Consider the following 20,218-nt stretch of genomic DNA (forward strand, 5'->3'; position numbering starts at 1 on the left):
GCCGTCCCGACACCGCTTTGACCCGGGACGGTCAATCCCGGACGATGACCGACGACCGGCCGCGGGTGCTCCGGCGGGTGGGCCTGTTGTTGCTCGGGGCCAACGTCGCCCTCGCGCTGCTGAAGGGCGGCGCCTGGTTCGCGACGGGGAGCCTCGCCGTCCAGTCCGAGGCGGTCAACAGCGCCTCCGACGCCGTCTACTCGCTGGTCACGGTCGCGGGCCTCTACCTCACCACGCGGCCGCCGGACTTCGAACACCCCCACGGCCACGAGCGCATCGAGCCGTTCGTCGGGCTGTTCGTCGCGCTGGGCATCTTCGTCGCGGGCGGCACGGTCCTCTACCAGTCGGCGACGGCACTGCTGTCGGGCGACGTGGCCGTCTCGCGTGGCCCGACCGCCGTCGCGGTGCTGGCCGTCGCCGCCGTCGCGAAGTTCGCCCTCTACCGGTACGTCCTGGCGGCCGCCGACCGGCACAACTCGCCGGCGCTGACCGCCACCGCCGTCGACAACCGCAACGACATCCTGACCGCGAGCGCGGCCATCGTCGGCGTCCTCGGCGCCGGCGCCGGCTACCCGGTGCTGGACCCGCTGGCCGCGATGGTCGTCGCCGTCGGCATCGTCTACACCGGGATCGAGGTCGTCCGCGACAACCTCGGCTATCTCCTCGGGCGCGCGCCGCCCGAGGACCTCCGCCGGGAGATCATCCGCCGGGCGCTCGAACACCCGGACGTGGAGGGCGCCCACGACGTGATCGCCCACTACGTCGGCCCCGAGATCGACGTGTCGCTGCACATCGAGGTCGAGGGCGAGCGGACGCTCTACGAGGCCCACGACATCGAGTCGGCCGTCGTCGACTCGATCCGCGACCTCCCGGAGGTCGACGACGTGTTCGTCCACGTCGACCCCCGCGAACTCGACGAGTGGAAGGCCGACGAGGAGGTCGACCAGCTGGCCGACGACCGCTGGCGCTCCCAGAAGGAGTAGCCCCGGGCGGCCCCACCGCCAGCCACTCACCCCTGGCCGCCCAACGGGCGGGTATGTCGATGGAGGCCGGCTTCGAACTGGGGTTCGCGACGCTCGACGACGAGGTGGACGACCGCGCGCTCGCGGTCGAGGGATCCCTCCCGGAGTGGCTCGACGGCGCCCTGGTCCGCAACGGGCCGGCCATCTTCGAGGTCGGCGGCGACCGCGTCGCCCACTGGTTCGACGGGCTGGCGATGCTCCACCGATTCGGGTTCGACGGCGGGAGCGACACCGTCCGCTACACCAACCGCGCGTTGCGCTCGGAGACCTACCGCCGCGCGATGGCGACCGGCGAGATCGCGGGGCAGTTCGCCACCGGCGGCGGCTACCTCCGTCGCGTCCGGCAACTGCTGTTCGGCGAGCCGACGGACAACTGCAACGTCCACGTCGCCCGCGTGGACGGCTCGCTGGTCGCGATGACCGAGGTCCCCCGCTTTCGCTCGGTCGACCCCGAGTCGCTGGCGACCGTCGGCGAGTTCGCTTTCGCCGACGCGCTGGCCGGCCACGTCAACTGCGCGCACGTCGTCCCGGACCCCCACCGCGGCGAGACGGTCGGCCTCCTCACCACCTTCGGCCGGCCCAGCGAGTACACGCTCTACCGGCTCCCCGACGGCTCGCGCTCCCGCGAGCGGATCGCGACGCTGCCGGCCGACGACCCCGCCTACGTCCACAGCTTCGCGCTGACCGAGCGGTACGTCGTCCTCACGGAACACCCGTTCGTCACGAACCCCGCCTCATTCCTCCTGCCCGGAAACGATAGCTTCGTCGACAACTACGACTGGGAGCCCGAGCGGGGGACCCGCTTTCGCGTCGTCGACCGCGACACCGGCGACGTGGTCGCGACCCGCGTGACGGACGCCTGGTTCGTCTTCCACCACGTCAACGCCTTCGAGGCCGAGACAGGGGACGCGACGGGCGACACCGCGACCGGCGGGGACGCCGGTGGGGCCGACGAACTCGTCGTCGATCTGGTCGCGTACCCGGACGCCGACGTGGTCGAGGGGCTGTACCTCTCGGAAGCGGCCGACTGGTTCGAGAGCGGGCGGGACGGCCACCTCCGGCGGTTCCGGGTCCCGCTCTCGGGGGGCAGAGTGACGAGCGAATCACTGTACGAGGGGCTGGAACTCCCGCGGGTCGCCCCGGGCGACCGGACGAAGCCGTACCGGTACGCCTACGCCCAGGGGGCCGCCGAGCGCGACGGGAACCACGTCGCGAAAGTCGACGTGGAGACGGGCGAATCCCGGCGCTGGGAGCAGTCCGGGCTGTTCGTCGAGGAACCGGTCTTCGTCCGGGCGCCCGACGCCGAGCGGCCCGGCGACGAGGGCGTGGTGCTCGTGACGGCACTGAACACGACCGAGGGGCGGACCGACCTCCTGGTGCTGGACGGCGAGACGCTCGACGAGCGTGCGCGGGCGCCGCTGCCACACGCCGTCCCGTTCGGCTTCCACGGGCGGTACTTCCCCGAGTGGTGAGGCGGGGCGCGACCGGTGTCGACGACGCGCTCGGCGCCGAGTTCCCGCGGTCAGCGACAGGGGAGTGCCGGACGAAATGTACACGGGCGGCCGGTCCGCGACGGACCCGCGCCCGCCCCGTCAGTCGTCTTCGCTCCCGGTTTCGATCACGATCGACTGGAGCGCCGACCGGATGTGGAACGTTCGCCGCGACCCCTCTTCCGCGTCCAGCGCCCGTCTGAGGTGGTCCTCCGCCAGTTCCAGATGCCCGTCCCCGGACCCGGTAGCGACTGTCTCCCGGTCGGACGACTGCCGTCCGGAATCGTTCACAGATGTCTCTTGAGAGAGAGATAATTGAACCCCGGTGTTCATCCGGATCCTCACACGTCCGAGCGGGGGCGAAGGTGGTCCCGCACTGGCGGCGAACTCGCGGGCCGGTGGTCGGTCGGTGCGAGTCGCCTACGCCAGTTCGCCCAGCGCGTAGACGGTGTTGTGGCCCGTCACTTCCACGTCCACGGTGTCGCCCAGTTCGACGCCCTGCGTCTCCGCACCTGGAATCGCCACCTGCCGGTAGGCGCGGTCGTAGCCCACGAGCGAGTCGTCGGTGCCGTCCTCCGTGAGCAGCACCGAGCGGGTCTCGCCGACCATCGACTCGTAGACCTCGTCCATCACGTCCATCTTCAGTTCCGACATCGCCTTCGACCGCTCCTTCTTGACGGTGCCGCCCAGGCCCTTCATGTCGGCCGCGTCGGTCCCCGGCCGCTTCGAGAAGCGCGTCACGTTGATCTTCTCCGGGCGAGTCTCCCGCAACAGTGCCATCGACTGCTCGAAGTCGCGGTCGGTCTCGGTGGGGAAGCCGACGATGAAGTCCGTCGAGAGGGTCCACTCGTCGAGGTACTCGTCGAAGGTCCCGACGACCTCGACGTACTCCGAAACCTGGTGCTGGCGGCGCATGTCGCCGAGCACGTCGTCGCTACCCGACTGGACCGGCGCGTGCAGGAAGTTGTACAGTTCGTCGTGCTCGGCGAAGACTTCGGCCAGTTCCTCGCGGATGCCGTGGACGCCCTTGGGGTTGGCCATGCCCACCCGCACCCGGAACTCGCCGTCGATCTCCGAGCAGATGCGGTCGAGCAGGACGTGGAGCTTGCGCTCGCCCTCGTCCCAGCCGTAGACGCCGGTGTCCTGGCCGGTGATGCGAATCTCCTTCGCGCCGGCGTGGACCAGGGCGCGGGCCTTCTCCAGGTTCTCCTCGACGGAGGGCGAGTCGATCTTGCCGGTCGCGTGCTTGGTGATGCAGTACGAACAGTCGCTCATACAGCCCCGAGCGATGGGGAGGATGCCGACGACGCCGTCGAGGACGGGTTCGGTGTCGGGCGTCGTCGTCGGGCACTCGCCGTTGCGGACGTACTCGGGCACCTCGTCCCAGTGGAGGATCTCCGCGTCCACGTCGGCCTGTTCGAACTCCTCGCCCTGGGCCAGCGCCATGCAGCCAGTCACCACGAGGTCCGCGGGGGTCTCGGCGTCGAGCTGTTCGGCCCGCCGGAGCATGTTGCGCTCCGTCTTCTCGACCACGGTGCAGGTGTTGAGGATCGCCACGTCGGCCTCCTCGGGGCCGTCGGCGGGGTGGTGGCCGCCGTCGCGGAGCGCCCGCTCGATCTGGCGGCTCTCCCCGCGGTTGGCCGTGCAGCCGTAGGTCTCGATGTGATAGCGGGCCATCGCGTTACTCCACTCTTGGCGCTCGCGGTCAAAAGCGCGACGGATCGGGGTGGCCAGGCGCGTCCCGCGGTCGCCGACTGGCGCTAATCGTCCCACCCGCTCACGTCCGACCGCTCGGCGGTGTCGTGCTGGTCGAGGAACTCCCGGGCGATTGTGGCCCCGCTCGACGCCCCGATCCGCTCGGCACCCGCCTCCAGCATCGCCTCCATCTCCGCCCACGAGCCGACCCCGCCGGAGGCCTTCACGGGCAGGTACTCGGCGAGCAGTTCCACGTCGGGGACGGTCGCCCCGCCCCCGGAGAAGCCGGTGGCGGTCTTGAGGTAGTCGGCGTCCGCTTCGAGGGCGCACTCCGCGGCGCGGCGCTTCTCCTCCTCGGCCAGCAGCGGCGTCTCGACGATCACCTTCACCGGCACCGGGACGGCGGCGACGACCTCCTCGATCTCGTCGGTGACGGCCTCGTCCTCGCCCGCCCGCAGGCGCCCGACGTTGATCACCATGTCCAGTTCGTCCGCACCCGCCTCCCAGGCGTCCTCGGCCTCGGCGACCTTCGTCTCGGTCGTGTGCTGGCCGTGGGGGAAGCCGACGACGGTCGACAGCGGCACCGTCGGCGCGTAGCCGTCGGCGAGTTCGAGGTAACACGGGGGGATGCAGGCGCGCAGTCCGTACTCGATGGCGGCGTCGAGCACGCCGATCACGTCGTCCGGCGTCGTCTCCGGCCCGAGGACCGTGTGTTCGATGCGGCCGGTCACGTCCGCCGCGTCCGTGGTCATGGCTCACTCCTCGCACCCCCACCACTAAAGCCCGCCCGGATCGGCCGCGTCGGCGGTCGCGGCAGTGTCGCGCCGCAGTCTCCCTCCCGTGATGGTCCACACCCCGACCGAACCCCGCATCTGGGGCGAACCCCACATCCCGGGCGAACCCCGTGCCCCAGCCGAAACCCCGCGACCGCCCGACACCGCGCCGACCGCAACCCTTTCGTCCGTCCACGCCGCGCCACAGGGTATGCAGATTCTCCCGAGCGGGCTCGTGGTCCCGCCGCTGCCGTACGCGATCACGCTGGCGGCCCTGTCGGTGGCGGCCGTCGCCGCGCTCTACCTGCTGGACCCGCCGGTCACCGCCCGGCAGACCCTCGCGCTCTCGCCGTGGATGGTCGCCGGGGGCGCCTTCCACGCGCTGTACCAGGCCGGGCTCGTACTCGACCCGCTCGAACCGTTCTTCGCCGCGCCCGCGGTGTACGTGACGACGTTCGTCCTCGCCGCCGGCGTCTGGCTCCCCGCGGTCGTCCGCGCCCAGATGCTCGACGACCCCGCCCCGATCGCCCGCCATCTGGGGATCGTCGGCGGGGCGCTCGTGCTCGCGCTGACCGCCCTCGCCTACGCCTTCGCCGCCGGCCGCGTCGACTCGACGACGGCGCTCGTGTGGCTCCCGCTCGGGTTCCTCGGCGCCGCCGTGCTCACCGCGCCGGTCTACTACCTGGTCGCGCTCAAGTGGACAGCCGCGGTCGACCACGCGGGCGTCGCCGGCCCGCTGGTCGTGTTCGCCCACGCGCTCGACGGCTTCTCGACCGCCATCGGCGTCGACGTGGTCGGGACCGGCGAGCGAACCCCGATCCCCCGCCGGATCATGGACTTCGCCGAGACGCTCCCCACCTACCCCTACATCGGCAAGGGGTGGCTGTTCGCGGCCGTCAAGCTCGTCGTCGCCGCCGGCATCGTCGTCCTGCTGGCCGACCTCGTCGAGGAGGAACCCACACAGGGCAACGTCCTGTTCGCCTTCGTTGCCGCCGTCGGCATGGGCCCCGCCGCCAACAACCTCTTCCTGTTCCTGATCGGCCCCGCGATCTGAGCGGGTGACTCGGTCGCCCCGTGACACCCGGCCTCTCCGTGGCACCGGCCGCCCCGGACCTCCGCTTCGGGTCGAACCCTCCCGCGCCAGCGAACCCCCTCGTTTCGGGTCGAAGCCCGTCGCACTCCTGCGGTTTTCGGCCCTCGAATCGCTGCCGAAACGCACCCCCGTCCGGCTCCGGAGGTCTCCCCACCGAACGGGAGCGCTCGGGAGTCGGCGAGCGCGCGAGCGGCCGGAACGGGTACCGTTTTGCCGCCGCCGGTCCCAGGGGCGGCCATGGCGAAACAGCCGCACCTGCTGGTCGAGGAGGGCGACGTACACGACATCGCGCTGATCCCGGGCGACCCCGGGCGCGTCGAGCGCATTGCCGGCCACTGCGAGAACGTCGAACACGTGGCCGAGAACCGCGAGTACAAACTGGTCAACGCGACCTACGAGGGGCGAGACCTCACCATCTGTTCGACGGGGATCGGCTGCCCCTCCGCCACGATCGCCGTCGAGGAACTCGCGGCGGTCGGCGTGGACACGTTCGTCCGCGTCGGCACGACGGGGGCGCTCCAGTCGGACATCGAGATCGGCGACATGGTCGTCGCGACGGGCGCCGCCAAGAACGAGGGGACGACGAAACGCTACGAGGACGTCGAATATCCGGCGGTCGCCGACTACGACACGCTGGACACGCTCGTCCGCAGCGCCGAGGAGCGCGGCGAGTCGGTTCACGTCGGCCCGATCGCGACCGACGACGCCTTCTACGCCGAGACCGACGAGTACGTCGACGACTGGGAGCAGGCGGGCCTGCTGGCCGTCGAGATGGAGGCCGCCGCCGTCTTCACGCTCGCCCGGCGGAAGGGGCTGCGCGCCGGCGCCATCTGCACCGTCGACGGCAACCTCGTCGAGGGCACCCAGAAGGGCGAGACCGACGACGACGAACTGCCCGAGAAGGCGAAGGACAACGTCGAGCGCGCGATCCGCATCTCGCTGGAGGCCGCCACGCGGCTCTGAGTGGCAGGCTCCGCGAGGGACGAACGGTCCCGGGTCGACGACCGTCGGACGACACTTTTTGTGTCGGGGCGGGATAGTGGCAGGCATGCGCGGGCCGTTCGGCGACCGGATATACGCGGCAGTCGCGCGGCTCCGGCGGCTCGAACGGCGGGAGCTGCGGGCCTTCCGCCGCTGGGTCGAGCGGACGAGCAACCTCGTCCACCTGTCGGTGCTGGTGTTCGTCCCGCTGCTGATCGCCGTCGTGACGCTGCTGTTCAACAGCATCGACCGGCTCTCGTTCCTGCTCTTTCCGCCGCTGGCGTCGGGCACGTACACCCTCTTCGCCAACCCGGAGGGGAAGTACTCCTCGCCGGCGCGGTTCGTCGCGGGGCTGACGGTCGGGTCGCTCTGTGGCTGGGCCGCGCTGGCGCTGGGGTCGGCGCTCGGCGTGGGGGCGGCGGGGGCCGGCGCGAGCGCCCCGGGCGGGCTGACCGTCGGCGCGTTCGAGGCCGCCGTCGCCGTCTTCCTCGCGGGGGCGAGCACCTGGGCGCTCGACGTCGAGGAGCCGTCGGCCTACTCGACGGCGCTGCTGGGGCTGCTCGTCCGCCCGGGCCAGGAGCTGGTGTTCGCGCTGTCGGTGCTGCTGGCGAGCAGCGTCGTCGCGCTGGTGTTCGTCGCCTGGCGCGAGCAGTTCTACGACCGCCGCGCGCAGTTCCTCTACGAGTCGACCCACGGCGACGACCACGTCCTCGTCCCGATGCGCGGGGAGAACCCCGACGCGACGGCCATGTTCGGCGCCCGCCTCGCGGCCGCCCACGACGCCGGGAAGGTCGTCCTGCTGGACGTGGTCGACGACGAGGCCGTCGCCAGCGCCGAGCGCGACCTCCTCGACGACGGCCGGCGGGCCGACCGCCGGGTCGCGACCGACGGCGGCCGCGGAGGGCACGACGACGGCGCCCCGGTCCCGGACGACGGCCGTGACGACCGCGGCGACGCCGACACGGAGAGCGGGGACGCCGGCGGGACCGGGGACGGGCCCGACCGCACGGTCGACGACGCCGGGCTCGACGACCGCGCCGAGGAGCGGGCGGTCGCCCAGGCGGCCACCCACCTCGAGGCGCGCGCGGACGAGATCGAGACGCGGGTAGGGGTCCCCTGCCAGGTGGTCGTCGCCGTGGGCGGCCGGTCGCCGGCGGCCACTGTCCTCGGGACCGCCCGCGAGACCGGCTGCGACCTGGTCGCGACGGCCTACGAGCAGCGCCACGGCGCGCTGACGCCCTACATCTACGACCTGTTCCGCGGCGAGATCGACGTGGTCGTCCACCGCTCGGCGGCCGGCCGGACCCGCTGGAAGCGCGCCCTGGTGCCGGTCCGCCGGGCCAGCGACGTGGCCCACAGCATGCTCGACTTCGCCCGCCGGCTCGTCGGCCGCTCGGGGCGGATCAGCGTCTGTTCGTGCGTGTCGAGCGACCGCGAGCGCCGCCGCGCCGAGGCGATGCTCGCGGACCTGGTCGAGCCGTTCGACGGCGGCTTCGAGACCCGGGTGGCCACCGAGTCCATCGAGCGCTACCTCGCCGACAACGCCGACGACTTCGACCTGGTCTTTATGGGCGCCAGCACCGACCGCTCGGCGGCCTCGCGGCTGGTCTCGCCGCCGACGTTCGAACGTATCCAGCACCTGGACACCGACGTGGCGATCGTCGACCGGTCGTGAGCGGTGCGACCGCCGGGCGGGAACGAGGACGGGGACGAGAGCGGAGGCGGGGACGGCGGGGGATCGACCGCTCCCGGCGTCAGTCGGTGCCGGACGGGTCGTCCCCGCCCTCGGTGTCCAGCAGCCGCTCGGCGAGCCCCTCCATGTCGGCGTCGCCGAGCGCGGACTCGACGAGGAGGTGGCCGCCGATGACGGCGGGGCTGATGACGGCGTCGGCGCCGGCGCGGCGGAGCTTCTCGGTGTTCTCGCGGTCGGTCGCGGCGGCGACGATGCGGGCGTCGGGGTGGAACTGCCGGGCGGTGAGGATCGACAGGGCGTCCTGCGCGTCGTCGTTCGTGGCGGCGATGATGGCCCGGGCGTGTTCGATCCCCGCCTGCTTCTGGGGGTCCTCGTCGCTGGGGTCGCCGACGACGACGTGCAGGTCCCGGGTCCGCAGCGCGGCCGCCTGCTCGTTGTCGGGCGTGATGACGACGAACTCGGCGGCGGTCGAGAGTTCTTCGAGCAGCGGTTCGGTCAGGTCGCCGTAGCCCAGGACGACGACGTGGTCGTCCAGGAGTTCCAGGTCTGAGTCGTTCATGGTACCGAGTGCTTGCGAGAGCCGCGCCTCGATGGCGGGGCCGAGCAGCGACCCCAGCGCGACGGTGAAGCTCGCGACGCCGAGGACGAGGACGCTCATCCCGAACAGCTTCGCCTGCTGGCTCGCGGGCGTCACGTCGCCGTAGCCGACGGTGCTGGCGGTGACGATGGTGTAGTACAGCGCGTCGGTCAGCGTCGAGAGGTTGGTGAACTCCTCGCGGAGCTGGTAGGCGCCGGCGGTGCCGTAGACGAGCGTCCCCGAGAGCGCGGCGGCCGCGGCCAGCTGCGTCGTCGAGAGGTCCGCCCGCCGGTCGAACCGCCGGAAGTTGACCAGCACCGTCGGCAGCGAGAGCAGCGACAGCGCGATCAGCGGCAGCGAGTAGCGGCTCGACTGGGCCAGCCCCTGGAGGGCCGTCACCGGCAGGAGCACGACCGTCGAGAACCACGCCGCGCGGAGCCGCCGGCGCATCCCCCAGGCGCTCAGTAGCATCAGGAAGCCCGTCAGCGCGCCGGTGAAGCCGGCCGCGCGCTGCACCTCGCGTGGGATCTGGATGTACGCCTCGATGAGCGGGTTGACCTCGGTCGCGCTGATGTTCGCGACGCCGGTGGCAAAGGAGAGGATGGCGACGACGGTCGGCAGCCAGACGGCTGCCCGGGTCCCGACGAACACCGCCCGCGGATGGCCCACCAGCCGCCTCGCGTCCATACCCACTTCGAGGCGGCCGAGCGGCTAAAATCCCACCGACCCGCGACGGGTCGTGTCAGGGTAGATAATGGTCCGACCGGCGGCCGCCGCGGGCGCCGATAGGGGTTTACGAGAGGCCGCCGTCACACCCCGCCATGGCATCGTTCCCGGTCGAGCTACTCTTCGGTATCTACCTCGGTATCCTGACGGGGATCATCCCCGGGCTGGTCTCGTGGTCGCTGGGGTTCGTCTTCAAGTACTTCACCGGCGTCACGATCCCCGGGTTCGGTGTGGTCGTCCTCTCGGTCGCGCTGGCGGGGGTCAACGGCGGGCTGCTCGCGCTCGCGGACCCGACGATCACCCAGTCGGCCAACGCCGTGACGGTCACGACCGCCATCCTCGTCGTCCTGATGATCTCGCTGTACGCCCACTCGCGGGGCGACCAGATGGGCGCGACCTTCCCCAAGCGGCTGTCGCTGAAGCAACTGCGCGAGCGGACGCTCGCCGCGGACGTGCGCGGGGCGCTGGCCGGCCGCGACGAGGCGCGGGTCCGCGTCGTCGGTGAGGTGGCCGACATGGAGGGGTACCCCCCGCTCTCGGACGACCTCCGGGCGGAGATCCGCGACAGCGAGTGGACCTTCCCCGCGGACCTGCGCATCTCGGAGCTCGAAGCGCGGCTCGCCGAGCGCCTGAAGACCGAGTACGACCTCGGCGACGCCGCCGTCACCGTCGACGAGCGCGGGCGGGCCGCCGTCGTCGCCGCGCCCCCCTTCTCCGGGCTCTCCAAGCGGGTCCCCGACGGGAAACGGGCGGTCTCGGTGAACGCGCTCGTCCCGACGGGCGTCGCCCGCAACGACGAGGTGACGCTCATCACCCCCGACGCACAGGTCAGCGGGACGGTCGTCAGCGCGAAGACCCAGACGACGACGGCCGCCGCCGGGCCCGACCCCGAGGCGACCGGCGCCGACGACGACGAGGACGCCGACGACGAGGAGGGCGTCCCCCAGCCGGTGCGGGCGCCGACGACGACCGGTGGCGAGGGGCGAGTCACGGTCGCGGTCACGCGGACGGACGCCGAGCCGCTGCTGAAGGCCGACCGCGCCCGCGTCGTCGTCGAATCGCGCGGCGTCCGCCGGGAGTACGAACTGCTCAGCCTGCTGCGGCGGGCGGGCCGGCGCTTCGGGCGGGTGACCGTCGGCGCCGGCGGCCCGCTGGACGGCGCCACCGTCGGCGAGGCGAACGTCCGGAGCGCCTACGGCGTCGCCGTGATGGCCGTGCGGGGCGCGAGCGGCTGGGTCGTCGCGCCGAAGGGGTCGACGACGCTGTCGGCCGGCGACGAGGTGTTCGCCGTCGGGACGCGCGGCGAACTCGACGCCTTCAGGGAGGGGGTCGCGTGAGCGGTCTCGCCGCGGTCGTCGGCCTCGGGTCCGCGCCCGCGGTCGGGGCCGCCCTCGCGGCGCTCGTCGACGGCGCGCTCGCCCCCGACGCCGGAGCCGCCGCCGACCTCGCGGCCGCGGCCGTCGGCCAGAGCGGGTCGCTCACCGATCGGGCGCTGACGAACGCGGTGCAGGTGGTCGCTTACGCGGTCCTCGCCGCGGGCGTGGCGGCGGCCGTCGCGCTCCTCTACCGCTGGTACGTCCGCGAGCGCGTCCCCGGCGAGCTCCCCGCGCTGTTCGGGCTCAGCGCCGTCGCAGTCGTCCTCAACACCAACCAGGCGCTCGGGGAGGTCATCGCGCCGGACGGGAGCGGCGACCCCCTCGACCAGGCGGGGGTCCTGTTCCACGTCGTCGCCTTCCTCGTCGCCCTCGCGGCGACCCGCGCGGGCGCCGACGCGGGCGACCGCATCGGGTCGGACGTGGCCGTCGCGACCGGCGAACGCGCCGTCGAGACGGAGGTGAGCCGCGTCGTCCAGGCCGTCGGCCGCGTCATCACCGTCGAACTCCCCGAGGAGGTCGACGACATCGTCGGCTACGACCCCGTCCCGGCGGAGACCAAGGAGAACCTCGCGGGCAGGACCTTCGTCTTCCCCCGGCGGCTGACCGTCGGGGAACTGCGCGACCGCCTCGTGACCCGGCTGAAGGCCGACTACGCGGTCGGCCACGTCGACCTCGAACTCGCCGACGACGGAAGCGTCGAGTACCTCGCCGTCGGCTCGCGCGCGGCGGGTATCGGCCCGACGCTCCCGCCGGAGACCGCCGCGGTCGCGGTGAAGGCCGACCCCGCGCTGGCCGCCAGCGCCGGCGACCTCGTCCAGGTGTGGCGCACGGACCCCTTCGAGCGGGTCCTCACCGCGGAACTGCGCGGGACCGTCGACGACGTGGCGACGCTGGCCATCGACGCCGCCGACACGCGCAAGCTCGACGCCGAGGGGGAGTACAAGCTGGTGACCCTCCCGGTCGAGACGCGCCCCGACCGGGAGTTCGCCTCCGTGCTCCGGGCCGCCGACGAGACGATGGCCGCCGTCACCGTCGCCGCCGGGAGCGACCTGGCCGGCCAGCCCGTCGGCGCCCTCGACGTGACCGTCGTGGCCGTCCGCCCGGAGTCGGGGCCGGTCGAACCGCTGCCCGGCCGCGACCGGACGCTCGCCGCCGGCGACGCCGTCTACCTCGTCGCCGCTCCGGAGGCCATCCGCAAGGTCGAAGCGGCCGCGGGGCCCCGCGACGGCGCCGCTCCGGAGGGGCCCGCCGCCACCGGCCCGGCGCTGTCCCCCGACGAGCAGGTCGACGCCGGGCGGACGGTCGGCGCGGCGTCGACCGACGACGGAACCGACGACACCGGGACGCCGCCGGAAGCGGCACCGTCGGAGTCCGACACGGGCGCTGACGGGGAGACGCCGCCCGCCGGATCGGCCGCCGACCCGCTCGCCGACGCCGACGCCCCCGGCATCGAGACGCTCGAAACCGACGAACCGGACGGGCAGTCGAACGGCGCCCCGCCCGGGGACGAACCTCCGGCCGTCGACGACGCCGGGTCAGTGGACGCCGGCCCCGGAGCCGACGACGGACCGGACGAGCCGCCCGTGGATCCGACGCGTGAGGAGCTGGCCGACCTCCCGGGGACCGACGTGGACGAGCTGACCGGGGCCGACGAGACGGTCGGCGACGTGCCGGCCCCGTCGGCGGACGGCCCCGACTCGGACGACGAACGCGACGCGCTCGGGGACGAGGACGCGATCGGCGACGCCGACGACGCCGTCGGCGACGACTGGGAGACCATCGCCGAGCCGGACACAGACGAGGCGTCGGACGACGAGGACGCGACCGGATCGGCCGACGCCGCGGAGGAGACCGACGGCGAAGTCGGTGGGGCCGACGGCGAGAGCGACGACGGGGACGACACCGACGGGTCGAGCGACAGCGACTGGACGGTCGCGCTCGACCAGCGCCGCGAGGACGACGAGTAGCGAACCGGTTCGGGTCGCTCGTCGCCGCAGTGCGGAACGCTCTTTGGGCGGCGGCGCCCTCCCTCGTGTATGCACTGGCGACTGTTCGCCACGCTCGCCGAGACGGCCGGCGACACCGAGATCGCGGTCGGGTCCGACGCCGAGACCGTCGGCGACGCCTTCGACGCGCTCCTCGATACGCATCCCGACCTCGAATCCGAAGTGCTGGACGACGAGGGTAACCTCTACGACCACGTCCGCCTGCTCCACGAGGGCCGCGACCCGTTCGCCGAGGCCGATGGCTTCGAGACACCGGTCGACGACGGCGACGAACTCGCGCTCTTTCCGCCGGTCAGCGGCGGGTAGTCAAAGTTCGACTCCGGGCACCGAGAGGGGGTCTCTGGAGTCGCTCACACGTCGTCGAGTTTCGGGTCGATCGCGGGGTCGCGACCCTGGTCTCTGGCGCGGTCCTTCGCCTCGGCGACGGCCGACCGTTCCTCTCCGGTGACGGCGAGTTCCCTGTCGCCGATGAGTTCCGCAGCGATGTCGTCGAGCGAGCACGGCGACGAGTCACCGTCCGGATCGCCCGCCGAACCGCGCTGACCGGAGTCGTCCGACGACCGGGTCCGCGAGCCGGGTTCGTCGGCGTCGGTTCGCGTCCGGCCTCTTTCCGGACCGGACTCGTGGACCGCCGTCGGTCTGAGAACGACCATGTCCGCCGATTCGCGGTGGCCGGTGACGGTCTTCACCACGGTCGCGCGGACGCTCCGTGTCTGGCTCTCCGGGACCGACGGCGCCTCGGCGAAGGCGACCCGGGCGTCCGCTTCTGACTCGACGACCAGCTCGCCGCCGTCGTTTCTCACCGTCACCGTGACGGTGGCTCCGTCCGAACACGTGCGCAACTGCGCTGTGTCCGCTTCGGTCATCGTCTCCCCCGATGAACGGATCGTATTCCCATTACTAAAAATGTCTGTCGGAGTGACGTTTCCCGTTCGTGGCGCCGCCCGGTCGTCGGATCCCGATTAGATGCAGAGGGGGAGCGGGCGGAGAGCGGTTCCCGGTCGGAAACCGGCGGGACCGGGAACGGGACCGGACCGCCGCGAGCCCAGTCCGGCAGGTCGGCGTGCCGCCTCAGACGTTCGCGACCTGCTGGAGCACGTCGGGCGCATCCGCCAGCGCGTCGTCGAGGCCCTCGGCGTCGGGGCCGCCGCCCTGCGCGAAGTCCGGCGGGCCGCCGCCGCCGCCGCCGACCTTCCGCGCCAGCTGGCTCACGACCTCGCCGGCGTTGACCGCCGAGTCGTCGGGGACCGCGACGACGAAGGTGGCGCCGTCGCGACCGGAACCGAGCACGGCGATCTTCCCCTCTTCGACGAGGGCGTTGGCGGTGGCGCGCAGTTCGTCCATGTCGGCGTCGAGCCGCTGGACGACGGCGGTCTCGTCGCCGACCGCGACCTCCTCGCCAGCGTCCCCGCCGGCCGAAGCGCGGACCTCGGCGAGTTCCTCCTTCAGGTCCTCGATGGTCTTGCCGCGCTCCTTCCACTCGGTGAAGAACCGCTCGGCCGTCTCGGGCACCTCCTCGGGGGCCACGTCGAGCACGTCGGCGGCCTCGTAGAGGGCGTCCTCGGTGTCCTGGGTGGCCTGGACGGCGGCGTCGCCCGCGGCGAACTCGATGCGGATGACGCCGTCCTGGACGCGCTCGGTGCCGAGGATCTTGATCGCGCCGACGTCGCCGGTGCGGGCGACGTGGGTCCCCCCGCAGGCCTGCACGTCCTCGGCGACGTGGATGAGCCGGATGTTCTCGCCGGCCGGGATCCCGCCCTGGTAGAGGTCGAAGCCGTGTTCGTCCTCGGCCTCGTGGCGGTCGGGCCACTCCTGTTTGACCGGGCCGTTCGAGCGGACGATGTCGTTGGCGCGGTGCTCGATCTCCTTGACCTCCTCGCGGGAGACCGACTCGTAGTGGCTCACGTCGATGCGCGACGACTCCGTGCCCTTCTGGGCGCCGGCCTGGCGGACGTGCTCGCCGAGCACCTGCCGGGCGCTGTGGATGACGATGTGGGTCGCGGTGTGGTGGGCCATCAGCCGGCGCCGCCGCGCGCCGTCGATCTGGCCGCGGACGAACTCGCCCTTGCCGGGGTCGGCGTCGGCGGTGTGGACGATGACGCCGTCGACGATCTGCACGTCCGAGACCTCCGCGGTCACGTCGTCGGTCGACAGCGTGCCGTGGTCCGGCGGCTGGCCACCGCCCTCGGGGTAGAACATCGTCTGGTCTAACACCACGTCGTAGCGGTCGTCCTCGCGCTCGAAGACCTCCAGCACGACGGCCTCGAACTCGGTCCGTTGCTGGTCCTCGTAGTAGAGGCGGTCGGTGTTCGGCAGTTCCTCCAGCCTATCTTCGTAGGGCCGCTCCTCGCCTTCCTCGAAGGCCCCGCCGCCGCCGTGGCGTTCGGCCACGAGCGCGTAGAAGTCGTCGGGCGTCTCGACGTCGACGCCCTTCTCGGCGGCGATCTCCTCGACCATGTCCGGCTGGATGCCGTGCGAATCGTAGAGTTCGATGAGTTCGCCGACCGGGATGGGTTCGCCCTGCTGGGCGTAGTCGTCGGCGAGGCGGCGGACGCGACGGCCGCCCTGGTCGAGCGTCTCGCGGTACTTCTCGACCTCGGTGCGGACGATGTCGCGGATCGTGTCGCGGTTCTCGTAGCCCAGCCGCTCGGCCTGCATGTCGACGAGTTCGTCCAGCGGCGCGTCGACGCCGACGTTGTCCACCAGCCGCTTCGTGCGCCGGAGGACCATCCGGGCGAGATAGCCCGTGCCGACGTTCGACGGGACGATGTTGTCGCCGAGCATGTACGCGAGCGTCCGGCAGTGGTCGGCGATGGCGTAGATGTCCTCCAGCGGTTCGAGCAGGTCGGCCAGTTCGCCTGTGGACACGTCGAGCTGGTCGGCGATGTTGTCGCGGGCCGACTCCATGTCCTCGGCCTCGTCGATGTCCATGTGACCCGCGAGCTTGGCGGCGCGGTGGACGATCTCGGCCTCGCGCTCGGAGTAGTCGAGGCCGGCGTTGTCCTTCAGGAAGTCGATGGTCTCGGGGTAGACGGCCTCGTAGACGGTGGGGGTGCCCTGGGACATCCACGTCCAGCGCTCGATGCCGTAGCCGGTGTCGATGACCCGGCGGTCCATCCGGCTGTACGTGTTGCCGTCTTTCATCTCGATGTCGCCGTCGGGGTCCTGCTCGAACTGCATGAACACGAGCGTCGCGAGTTCGAGCCCGCGGTAGATGACCTCGAAGGCGGGGCCGGCGTTGCCGCCGCCGACCCAGGGGTCCTCGATGAGGGTGAGGTCCTCCATGTCGGCGCCCACCTCGTCGAGCAGGTCGACGCAGTGCTCGACGCACTGGTCCTTCCAGTAGACCTCGCCCTCGTAGGCGTAGTCGGTGCCCTCGTCGGCGTTGAACGCGTGGTGGCCGCCCATCTCGAAGGCCATCGTGTGGCGGCCGGTCTTGCCGACGTTGTCGATGTCCTGCATCCGGATACACGGTTGCGAGACGACCAGCGGGTTGGCCGGCGGCGGCGACTCGCCGCTGGTGACGTGCGGCTGGAAGTCGTAGATAGACGCCTGCGTCAGGAGGACGTCGTCGCGCCAGCGGTTGGCCGCGACCGGGTAGGGGTCGATGCGCTCGTGGCCCCGCTCCTCGAAGAAGGAGAGGAACGCCTCGCGGGTCTCTTCGAGGGACATCGCCTCGTCGAAGCCGGGGTCGTCGATGAAGCCGTACTCTTCGCATGGCGGCTCGCCGCAGGTCGCCCGGTCCCCGTCGAGCGTCCAGAAGTGGGCCCCACACTCGGAGCACTCCTTCCGGTGGAAGCCGTGCTCCTCGAAGTAGTCGAGTCGATACTCCTGTTCGAGCTCGCTCATTCGTTGCTAGTTGGCCCAGCGGCGCCTAAAACAGTTCCGAAGGTGCGATCCCCGCCCGCACGGCGCTCGCGGACACTCGCGGCGGATCCCGCCGGTCCGGCCGCTCCGCACCGGACGCGCGTCCAGTCGGGCGGCCGGAAGGGCATCGGCGCGCTCGGACGCCGGGTCCCGGCTGCGCCCCGACCCGTCGGTGACAAGACACATATCGGGTCCGCGCCACCGCCGACGTATGCGCCGCTTCGCCATCGCGGGGATCGTCCTCATGTTCGCCATCGTCGGCGGCGCGACCGTCGCCCTGTCGGCGATCACGTCGGAGGACCGCCCCGCGAACGCGACCGTCTCGACGTTCGAGCCGCGGGTGGCGGTCGGCAACCAGTCCGAGGACCCCTACCCCGACTCCGACGGGGTCGTCACCTGCAACGACCGGGGACCGCTGCCGGGCAACGCCGGGCTGAGCGGCTCGCTCGTCGTCGAACGTCCGCTCCGCGACGACGGGCCGCCCGAGCCGTCGTTCCGCGTGAACGTCTCCGTCGACGGCGGTGCGCTCGTCGAGACGCACACCGTCGCGCTCTCGACAGGCGACTCGGAGCGGGTGGTCCTGTTCAGGACTACCGAGCGACCGCCGTCGCTGGACGGCGGCGACACCGTCCCCGTCCGGGCGACCGTCACGACGGAGAACACCACCGTCGCCACGGCCTCGCGCACGGTGGAAGTCGCCGAGCGCGACGTGCCCTGTGCGGACGAGAACTGAACTGACTGTGCGGGCGAGAACTGAACTGACTGTGCGGGCGAGAACTGAACTGACTGTGCGGGCGAGAACTGACCGCACGGAGAAACCGGAAACTGACCGCGAGAACTGGCTGCGGTGGCCGTTCGTTGCCGTCGTCGCGGCGTTAGCTGTCCTCGCCGTCCCCGGCACCCTCACCGGATCCGTCCCCGCCTTCGCCATCATCGTCGTCTTCCTCGAACTCGGCTTCGAGTTCCGCCTCCGCGTCGCCGTCCTCGACTTCGATCTCGAGTTCCTCGGCGTCGCTCGGGACGGACACCACGTACTCGCCGTCGGCGTCGGTCGTCCCGGTCGCGCCGTCGTCGACGCCGACCGTCGCGTTCGCGAGCGCCGAGCCGTTCTCCGTGACGCGGACGGTGACGTTCTCGCCCGCCGAAACGTTGCCGACGAACGAGGCGTCGATGGAGCGGTCGTCGTCATCGTCCTCGTCGTCGACCCGCTCGATGGGGACCTCGGTGCCGGACTCGCTCACGACCGGCTTGAGGATGTACTTCCCGCTGTTGCCCGCTTTGTGGACGGACACGTCGTAGACGAAGTCGACCTCTGAACCGTTCTCGACGGTGAACTCCGTGTTGAGCTGGAGCTTCCCGCTCGGGAGCTTGACCCGCTGGTCGTCGCCGTTCGTCAGGGTCCCCTCGACCTCGCCGACCTCCATGTGGACCTTGTCGTACTCGCCCGCGGGAAGGTCGAACTGTTCGAGCAGCGTCGCGTTCGCGCCGCGCAGCTGCGAGAGGTCGACCGACGTGGCGTTCACGTCCCGGGTGACCCAGCGGCCGTCGCCCTCGCCGGCCCCGTCGTCTTCGCGCTCGTCGTCGCCCATCTCCTCGTCCGCTCGCTCGTCGGCGTCGTCAGCGTCGTCGCCCTCGCCGGCCTCGTCGGCGGCGGTGCCGTTCGCGGGCGTCGCCGTTCCGTTGGCCGTCGCCGTCTCGTTGACGGGCGTCGCCGTCGCGTTCGCGACGGACGTGTTCCCGTCCGCCGAGCCGTTAGCGGCGTCGACGAGGTGGAACCTGACCGTCGTGATCGTGACGTTCAGGTGCTCGAAGTCGTCCATGTCGTTGGGCTCGTCGCTCACGTAGAAGTTGACCGTCCCGGCGTCGCCGCCGTCGGTCGCGCTCCCGCCGTCGGCGCCCGCTCCGTCCCCGGGCGTCGCCGTGCCGACCGTTCCGGCACAGCCGGCGGTGACGACCAGCAGTGCCGTCGCCACGACGGCGACCGCGCGCCTCATCGCGACACCCCCGTTCCCGGGTTCGCTCCTGTTCCCGGGTTCGCTCGTCCGGTCGGTCGCTCCGCGGTCGCAGTCGGTCGGTGGTTCCGTGACATCGTATCCTCCCCTTCCGGCCCCACACCCATATAAAAGGGAGACGCCGAAGCCGGATTTCGACGGTTCAATCCGGATTAACGCGTCCGTCATCCCGCCGTCCGCCGTCGATTCGAAGTCGCCCTCACGGAAGTGGGTCTGAACGGCCGAATGTTTTTTATATGAGAAGCCGTCGCGGGCCGACCCCAACGAACGTCGGTACGGCCCCTATGTGGCAAGCGGGCACATGGTACGATGAGGTCGCTTCGCTATGGTCGCCGAAGGTTCGAACGCGAACGGGGACGCGGGGGACGGAGACGGGTCCGGGGAGCGCGGCGTGGAGGCGACGCCGGACGCCGTCGAGCGCTACGCCGCGCTGACGGGGCGGTTCGTCCGCGGCGTGGAACTCGCGGCGGCGGCCGTGTTCGCGGTCCTGTTCGCCGTCGGCGTGCTCGACCTGACGCTGGGGATCGTCGAGGCGGCGCTGTCGGGCGCGATCACGGACCCGCTGGTCGTCATCGGGTTCATCGACACGGGCCTGCTCCTGCTGATCATCGTCGAGGTCTACCAGACCGTCGTCGCCTACATCCAGGAGGACGACACCCGGCGGATCGTCCGGCTGGTCGCCTACACCGGCGTCATCGCGATGGTGCGCAAGGCGATCATCTTCCGGACCGGGGAGTACGCCTCCGCGACGGAGGCGCTCTTTGCGGCCGTCTCCTACACGGTCATCCTCGTCGGGCTCGTCGCGTTGCTGTACGTCGAGGGGGCGTACCTCGACGAGCTGCTCGAGCGGGTCTGACGGCCGGTCGGCGCCCGATCCGACACGCGTTTACCGGGCGCCCGCCGAGGA

Annotated in this window: 17 protein-coding genes; 10 read left to right on the forward strand and 7 right to left on the reverse strand. The window is 71.7% G+C overall.

Annotation, left to right across the window (positions count from 1 at the left end):
- Positions 1-44: 44 nt before the first annotated feature.
- The gene (locus ACMGFG_RS01130) at positions 45-983 is read left to right on the forward strand and encodes a cation diffusion facilitator family transporter (RefSeq protein ID WP_436928512.1); all 939 of its coding nucleotides are present in this window, start codon (positions 45-47) and stop codon (positions 981-983) included.
- Positions 984-1,036: 53 nt separating this feature from the next.
- Complete coding sequence (locus ACMGFG_RS01135) at positions 1,037-2,494, forward strand: carotenoid oxygenase family protein (protein ID WP_436928513.1); 1,458 nt, start codon at positions 1,037-1,039, stop codon at positions 2,492-2,494.
- Between the two features lie 120 nt (positions 2,495-2,614).
- On the opposite strand, the gene ACMGFG_RS01140 is transcribed toward ACMGFG_RS01135, so the two are convergent.
- The 3 genes from ACMGFG_RS01140 to deoC all read right to left on the reverse strand — a co-directional run bounded on the left by ACMGFG_RS01140 (position 2,615) and on the right by deoC (position 4,959).
- Positions 2,615-2,803: a hypothetical protein gene (locus ACMGFG_RS01140; protein ID WP_436928514.1), complete on the reverse strand. Its 189-nt coding sequence runs from the start codon at positions 2,801-2,803 to the stop codon at positions 2,615-2,617.
- Between the two features lie 129 nt (positions 2,804-2,932).
- Positions 2,933-4,189 (reverse strand): tRNA (N(6)-L-threonylcarbamoyladenosine(37)-C(2))-methylthiotransferase, encoded by a 1,257-nt coding sequence (locus ACMGFG_RS01145; RefSeq protein ID WP_436928515.1) that lies wholly within the window; start codon positions 4,187-4,189, stop codon positions 2,933-2,935.
- An 83-nt stretch (positions 4,190-4,272) separates the two neighbouring features.
- Positions 4,273-4,959 (reverse strand): deoxyribose-phosphate aldolase, encoded by a 687-nt coding sequence (deoC, locus tag ACMGFG_RS01150; RefSeq protein ID WP_436928516.1) that lies wholly within the window; start codon positions 4,957-4,959, stop codon positions 4,273-4,275.
- 232 nt (positions 4,960-5,191) lie between these two features.
- Here deoC and ACMGFG_RS01155 point away from each other — a divergent pair, with 232 nt between their 5' ends.
- From ACMGFG_RS01155 to ACMGFG_RS01165, 3 genes are all read left to right on the forward strand, one after another.
- Complete coding sequence (locus ACMGFG_RS01155; protein ID WP_436928517.1) at positions 5,192-6,034, forward strand: DUF63 family protein; 843 nt, start codon at positions 5,192-5,194, stop codon at positions 6,032-6,034.
- Between the two features lie 276 nt (positions 6,035-6,310).
- Positions 6,311-7,036 (forward strand): guanosine phosphorylase, encoded by a 726-nt coding sequence (locus tag ACMGFG_RS01160; RefSeq protein ID WP_436928518.1) that lies wholly within the window; start codon positions 6,311-6,313, stop codon positions 7,034-7,036.
- An 85-nt stretch (positions 7,037-7,121) separates the two neighbouring features.
- Positions 7,122-8,729, forward strand: coding sequence for an HPP family protein (locus tag ACMGFG_RS01165; RefSeq protein ID WP_436928519.1), 1,608 nt, complete (start codon positions 7,122-7,124; stop codon positions 8,727-8,729).
- A gap of 79 nt (positions 8,730-8,808) precedes the next feature.
- Here ACMGFG_RS01165 and ACMGFG_RS01170 read toward each other — a convergent pair whose 3' ends face one another.
- Positions 8,809-10,011: an NAD-binding protein gene (locus ACMGFG_RS01170; RefSeq protein WP_436928520.1), complete on the reverse strand. Its 1,203-nt coding sequence runs from the start codon at positions 10,009-10,011 to the stop codon at positions 8,809-8,811.
- 134 nt (positions 10,012-10,145) lie between these two features.
- On the opposite strand from ACMGFG_RS01170, the gene ACMGFG_RS01175 reads away from it, so the two are divergent.
- From ACMGFG_RS01175 to ACMGFG_RS01185, 3 genes are all read left to right on the forward strand, one after another.
- Positions 10,146-11,387 carry a potassium channel family protein gene (locus tag ACMGFG_RS01175; RefSeq protein ID WP_436928521.1) on the forward strand — a complete coding sequence of 414 codons (1,242 nt, stop codon included), beginning with the start codon at positions 10,146-10,148 and terminating at the stop codon, positions 11,385-11,387.
- Positions 11,384-13,393, forward strand: coding sequence for a DUF8167 domain-containing protein (locus ACMGFG_RS01180; protein WP_436928522.1), 2,010 nt, complete (start codon positions 11,384-11,386; stop codon positions 13,391-13,393). The genes ACMGFG_RS01175 and ACMGFG_RS01180 overlap by 4 nt, the downstream gene beginning before the upstream one ends.
- A 69-nt stretch (positions 13,394-13,462) precedes the next feature.
- The gene (locus ACMGFG_RS01185) at positions 13,463-13,738 is read left to right on the forward strand and encodes a ubiquitin-like small modifier protein 1 (protein WP_436928523.1); all 276 of its coding nucleotides are present in this window, start codon (positions 13,463-13,465) and stop codon (positions 13,736-13,738) included.
- A 44-nt stretch (positions 13,739-13,782) separates the two neighbouring features.
- On the opposite strand, the gene ACMGFG_RS01190 is transcribed toward ACMGFG_RS01185, so the two are convergent.
- Both ACMGFG_RS01190 and alaS read right to left on the reverse strand, forming a co-directional pair.
- A complete protein-coding gene (locus ACMGFG_RS01190; RefSeq protein ID WP_436928524.1) occupies positions 13,783-14,298 on the reverse strand; it encodes a hypothetical protein in 516 nt (171 codons plus the stop codon).
- A 205-nt stretch (positions 14,299-14,503) separates the two neighbouring features.
- On the reverse strand, positions 14,504-17,281 hold the full coding sequence (alaS, locus tag ACMGFG_RS01195) for an alanine--tRNA ligase (RefSeq protein ID WP_436928525.1): 2,778 nt from the start codon (positions 17,279-17,281) through the stop codon (positions 14,504-14,506).
- 229 nt (positions 17,282-17,510) lie between these two features.
- On the opposite strand from alaS, the gene ACMGFG_RS01200 reads away from it, so the two are divergent.
- Positions 17,511-18,032: a hypothetical protein gene (locus ACMGFG_RS01200; protein ID WP_436928526.1), complete on the forward strand. Its 522-nt coding sequence runs from the start codon at positions 17,511-17,513 to the stop codon at positions 18,030-18,032.
- Positions 18,033-18,174: 142 nt separating this feature from the next.
- Here ACMGFG_RS01200 and ACMGFG_RS01205 read toward each other — a convergent pair whose 3' ends face one another.
- Positions 18,175-19,293: a DUF4382 domain-containing protein gene (locus ACMGFG_RS01205; RefSeq protein WP_436928527.1), complete on the reverse strand. Its 1,119-nt coding sequence runs from the start codon at positions 19,291-19,293 to the stop codon at positions 18,175-18,177.
- Between the two features lie 343 nt (positions 19,294-19,636).
- Here ACMGFG_RS01205 and ACMGFG_RS01210 point away from each other — a divergent pair, with 343 nt between their 5' ends.
- Positions 19,637-20,167, forward strand: coding sequence for a phosphate-starvation-inducible PsiE family protein (locus ACMGFG_RS01210; RefSeq protein ID WP_436928528.1), 531 nt, complete (start codon positions 19,637-19,639; stop codon positions 20,165-20,167).
- The last annotated feature ends 51 nt before the right edge of the window (positions 20,168-20,218 follow it).

It is taken from the genome of Halosimplex halobium, assembly GCF_051414055.1.
GTDB lineage: Archaea > Halobacteriota > Halobacteria > Halobacteriales > Haloarculaceae > Halosimplex > Halosimplex halobium.

Bases quoted from the DNA above. Each gene is read 5' to 3' on its own strand.
- ACMGFG_RS01130 (WP_436928512.1), top strand. From the start codon at position 45: ATGACCGACGACCGGCCGCGGGTGCTCCGGCGGGTGGGCCTGTTGTTG.
- ACMGFG_RS01135 (WP_436928513.1), top strand. From the start codon at position 1,037: ATGTCGATGGAGGCCGGCTTCGAACTGGGGTTCGCGACGCTCGACGAC.
- ACMGFG_RS01145 (WP_436928515.1), bottom strand. From the start codon at position 4,189: ATGGCCCGCTATCACATCGAGACCTACGGCTGCACGGCCAACCGCGGG.
- deoC (WP_436928516.1), bottom strand. From the start codon at position 4,959: ATGACCACGGACGCGGCGGACGTGACCGGCCGCATCGAACACACGGTC.
- ACMGFG_RS01155 (WP_436928517.1), top strand. From the start codon at position 5,192: ATGCAGATTCTCCCGAGCGGGCTCGTGGTCCCGCCGCTGCCGTACGCG.
- ACMGFG_RS01160 (WP_436928518.1), top strand. From the start codon at position 6,311: ATGGCGAAACAGCCGCACCTGCTGGTCGAGGAGGGCGACGTACACGAC.
- ACMGFG_RS01165 (WP_436928519.1), top strand. From the start codon at position 7,122: ATGCGCGGGCCGTTCGGCGACCGGATATACGCGGCAGTCGCGCGGCTC.
- ACMGFG_RS01170 (WP_436928520.1), bottom strand. From the start codon at position 10,011: ATGGACGCGAGGCGGCTGGTGGGCCATCCGCGGGCGGTGTTCGTCGGG.
- ACMGFG_RS01175 (WP_436928521.1), top strand. From the start codon at position 10,146: ATGGCATCGTTCCCGGTCGAGCTACTCTTCGGTATCTACCTCGGTATC.
- ACMGFG_RS01185 (WP_436928523.1), top strand. From the start codon at position 13,463: ATGCACTGGCGACTGTTCGCCACGCTCGCCGAGACGGCCGGCGACACC.
- ACMGFG_RS01190 (WP_436928524.1), bottom strand. From the start codon at position 14,298: ATGACCGAAGCGGACACAGCGCAGTTGCGCACGTGTTCGGACGGAGCC.
- alaS (WP_436928525.1), bottom strand. From the start codon at position 17,281: ATGAGCGAGCTCGAACAGGAGTATCGACTCGACTACTTCGAGGAGCAC.
- ACMGFG_RS01200 (WP_436928526.1), top strand. From the start codon at position 17,511: ATGCGCCGCTTCGCCATCGCGGGGATCGTCCTCATGTTCGCCATCGTC.
- ACMGFG_RS01205 (WP_436928527.1), bottom strand. From the start codon at position 19,293: ATGAGGCGCGCGGTCGCCGTCGTGGCGACGGCACTGCTGGTCGTCACC.
- ACMGFG_RS01210 (WP_436928528.1), top strand. From the start codon at position 19,637: ATGGTCGCCGAAGGTTCGAACGCGAACGGGGACGCGGGGGACGGAGAC.